This window comes from Chromobacterium vaccinii (assembly GCF_000971335.1).
Lineage (GTDB): Bacteria > Pseudomonadota > Gammaproteobacteria > Burkholderiales > Chromobacteriaceae > Chromobacterium > Chromobacterium vaccinii.
In genome coordinates, this window is the sequence record NZ_JZJL01000102.1 from 1 (window position 1) to 4,170 (window position 4,170).

Annotated in this window: 3 protein-coding genes; all 3 read left to right on the forward strand. The window is 64.4% G+C overall.

The window, feature by feature from the left end; translation table 11 throughout:
- The coding region (locus VL52_RS22650; protein WP_046159164.1) for a phage tail protein at nucleotides 1–3,189 on the forward strand (3,189 nt) is incomplete at its 5' end.
- On the forward strand, nucleotides 3,186–3,488 hold the full coding sequence (locus tag VL52_RS22655; RefSeq protein ID WP_144410389.1) for a hypothetical protein: 303 nt from the start codon (nucleotides 3,186–3,188) through the stop codon (nucleotides 3,486–3,488). The genes VL52_RS22650 and VL52_RS22655, both read left to right, overlap by 4 nt.
- A partial coding sequence (locus VL52_RS22660) for a hypothetical protein (RefSeq protein ID WP_046159166.1) occupies nucleotides 3,485–4,170 on the forward strand: 686 nt, incomplete at its 3' end. The genes VL52_RS22655 and VL52_RS22660, both read left to right, overlap by 4 nt.

Sequence of the window (4,170 nt, forward strand, 5' to 3'; positions counted from 1 at the left end):
AGCTATCCGGGCTATGCCTTGCTTGGGGTGACATTCGACGCCAGGCAGTTCAGCGCGCTGCCGGAAATCACCAGTGAATGGAATCTGTCGGTGTTGCAGGTGCCGAGCAACTACGATCCCGCCGCCGGGACGTATAGCGGCGCATGGGACGGCACATTCAAGCCGGCGCATTCCAGCAATCCGGCCTGGTGCTTGTACACCTTCGCCACCGACGAGCGGTTCAACATCAATTTGCCGGGCGATGGGGCGTGGAAGTGGGACTTGTACCGCATCGGCCAATGGTGCGACCAGCTTGTCAGCGACGGAGCCGGCGGCATGCGTCGCCGCTTCGAAATGAACGGCTATCACGGCGACGGCGCGGACGCCTGGAAGGCGCTGCAAGACATGGCGTCGGTGTTCTGCGGCAAAGTCATTCCGTCGGCGGGCGGCATCCGCGTTGTCGCCGACATTCCCGGCGACACGCCCGGCAAGCACTTCGCGCCGGCCAATGTGCTGGATGGCCGCTTCACCTATACCAGCACCGAGCAATCGGACAGGTATACGGTGGCCAGCGTGTCGTTTGTCGATCCGGCGGATGGCTGGAAACGGTCGATTGAATACGTCGAGGAGGCCGAGGGGCTGGCGCGCTACGGCTACCAGCCGGCCGAAGTGGTCGCGGTCGGCTGTACCAGCCGCGCGCAGGCGCAGCAGCTGGGGCGCTACATCTTGGAAACCGCGCAGACCGAAACGGAGCTGTGCAATTTCGGGGCTGGCCTGTACGCGGCCGATTTGCTGCCGGGCGAGTTGTTCACGGTGTTTGACCCAACGGTAGCCGGGCGGCGGATGGGCGGCCGGCTGCTGGCGGTGAAGGGCAAGACGGTGACGCTGGACGCGCCGGTCATGCTGGATGCCGGTATCGCCTATAGCCTGGAATGCCCGATGCCAGACGGCCAGCTGGTGCAACGCGGCGTGGTGGTCAAAGAGGGCGAGACAGACCGCCTGCAACTGGTCGCGCCGTTCCCGGCGCAGCCGGTGGAGGGCACGACCTGGGCGCTGATCGGGACCAATTTGCAGCCGACTATCTGGCGCTGCGTGTCCAAGCGCGAGCGCGAGCCAGGTATCTACGAGATTAGCGGCTTGCAGCACAACCCGAACAAGTGGGCGGCCATCGAGCAGGGGCTGTACATCGAGCAGCCGCCGACATCGAGCTTGCCCGATCCGTCACAGATTCCGGCTGTCGGCGCGGTGGCGCTGCGCGAGGTGTCCTACCTGACCGGCGACGGCCGCCGCGCGGTGCGGTTGGAAGTCGATTGGCCGGCGGTCAATCATCCCTACCTACGGGGCTATGTCGTCGCCTACCGCGAGGAAAACGGCAACTGGCGCGAGCTGCCGGAACAATCCGCCAATCACGCCGAGCTAGAAGGGCTGTTGCCGGGCGTCTGGCAAGTGCGGGTGTCCAGCGTATCAGCCACCGGCCTGCGCAGCATCCCGGCGCTGGGCAAGGTCAACGCGCGCGGCCATACCACGCCGCCGCCGATGCCGGCGCTGTCGGCCGTGGGCGGTCCGATGAAGATTGAACTGACATGGCGCTATCCGGCAGGTGCGCCCGAGCTGATCGGGGCCGAGTTGTTCTACAGCACCGACGCCAACGACGGCAATCCGACGCCGCTGTGCGACCGGGCCTATCCGGTAAACAGCTACACGCACCACGGCGTCGGCCTGGGCGTGCATTACTACTACTGGCTGCAAGTCACAGACGGGTGGGGCAATGTGTCGCCGCGCGCCCGCGCCGATGCGGCGACCATCCGCGACCCGTCACTGTTGCTGCAACAACTGCAAGGGGGCATCAGCGGTAGCGAGCTGGCCGACGAGTTGCGCAAGCCGATTGAAAAAGCGGCCAACATCACTGCGGAGGTGGACCACGCCGCCAAGCTGGCGGAATCGGCCATCGATGCGGCGATGCAGTCGGTGTTGACCAGCGACCAGTTGGGCGACACGCAGGCCCGACATCGAGCGCTGGCGAAACAAGAGCTGAAGACTACGTCCACCGCGCTGCGCCAGGAGGCGACGGCGCGGCTGGAGCTGTCGGCCAAGCTGGGCGACACGCGGGCCGATCTGGTGCAGGAACAGACGGCGCGGGCTGAGGCGGACAACGCCATCGCCAGCGACGTCAAGACGCTGGCCAGCCGCACGCAATCCGACTTTGCGGCCGTGCGCCAGGAACTCAAAACCGCGACCGGCCCGGACGGCTCGCTGGCGCAACGGCTGGACCAGCTGACGGCCAAGCATGAGGCCGCGCAAAAGACGACGCAGGCGGGTTTGCTGCAAGAGCAAACGGCGCGGGCGACGGCGGACGATTCGCTGGCGGCCGACATCAAGACGCTATCCAGCAAGACCGATAGCGGCTTGGCGACGGTGCGGCAGGAGTTGCAGACGGCGACGGGGGCTAGTGGCGCGCTGGCCAAGCGGCTGGACCAGTTGACAGCCAAGCATGAGTCCGCCCAGCAAACGACGCAGGCCGGCTTGTTGCAAGAGCAGACGGCACGGGCCAAAGCCGATGATGCGATGGCGGCCGACATCAAGACGCTATCCAGCAAGACGGATTCGGGGCTGGCGACGGTGCGCCAGGAACTGCAAGCCGCGACCGGCTCCAGCGGTTCGCTGGCGCAGCGTCTGGACCAGATGTCTACCCGCGTCGGCGACGCCGAAGCGACGATTACGCAGCAGGCCAAGAGCGTGGATGGCCTGATGGGGAAATGGTCGGTTCAGATTACCCGCACGGCGAACGGCAAGACCTTCGCCAGTGGCCTGGCGCTGAACAACGGGGCGAACGGCAGCGAATTCGCCGTGTTGGCCGACAAGTTCTATGTGGCGCAACCGGATGGCGAGGGCGTGCGCCAGGTGTTCACGGTGGGCAGCATTGGCGGCCGGTCGGCGGTCGGCATCGCGGGGGATCTGATCCTAGATGGCACGATGTCGGCCAGCAAGATTTCGGCGGGCGAAGTGCGCGCCGAGGTGGCGCTCTACGCCGCGTCGATCCGTGGCGGCAACATGAATATGGGTGGCGGCCGATTCAGCGTGGACAACGGCGGCAATGTGTCGATCAGCAGCGGCGACGGCGGCGCGCGGACGGAAATCAGTAATCGGGTGATTCGCGTGTTCGATGAAAACGGCGTCGAGCGCGTCAAGATTGGGGATTTGTCAGCATGAGCAGTCATGGATTGATGGTGAAAGATGCGGGCGGCCGGGCGATGCTGCATACCGATTCAATGGCGAGCAGCCTGGTCGATGTGATTTACCTGGGCGGCGGCAACGGCGAGCGGGCCTACCCTGAGCTTGCCGGCTTCGCCCTGGGGGTGACGCAGATTTACGGGCCGACGATTGGCGGCGGCCGCAGGCGCATGCACGGTGTCGGGATGGATTACAGCCATGGCCATCCCGTCGTGCGTTGGTGGCAGCAGACGGGCGACGTCGCGCCGACAACCCTTTATGTGATGTCTGTTCGATGAGCCAGCATGGTTTCATGGTCCGAAATGGCAATGGCGGCATTGTCGTCAGCGACCGGACGTATTCGCTGGTCTTTGCCGGCGTGGCGCAATTCAACGCGGTGACGGGAACGCCGAGCGGCATTGTGCCTCAGTGGTACGACTTCATGAAGGCGCTGTATACGCTGCGTTACTACGTCAGCTGCCCGTATGAGCCGTTGCCGTTCATTCGCCGTTCCGGCGGCTGGGCCGGCATTGTCGGGGTGCAGGGCGCGGGGCCGGGGCGCTGGGAAATCACGCTGGCGGTCTATCCGAATCACCAGCCGCAAGTCTTGGTGTTCTGTCGGACGCCGAACACGGTTGCCGGGCGCTGGGGCATGGTACTGCGGCGCGAGGATGGTTCTATTTGCTATGACAGCAATCAGCGCAATTTGGTGTTGATGGATGCGGTGGTGCATACGCCGTCCAATATCCACATTATCAAGCAAGTCAAGGGTGGGACGCCCGGCCGGCGAGCGGATGGGACGTTTACGCCAGTGCGCTGGAATAGCCCGAATGCCGCGTATTGTTATTCGATCAATGGCAAATACATCAGCGATTTTGGCTATTACTCGTATTACGACTTACTGAATGGATTTTTGGAGGATGGCGGGTTTCGAACTGACTTTTGTCATTTGGCAAGAGGCGGGCAGGATGGCGGCGACGC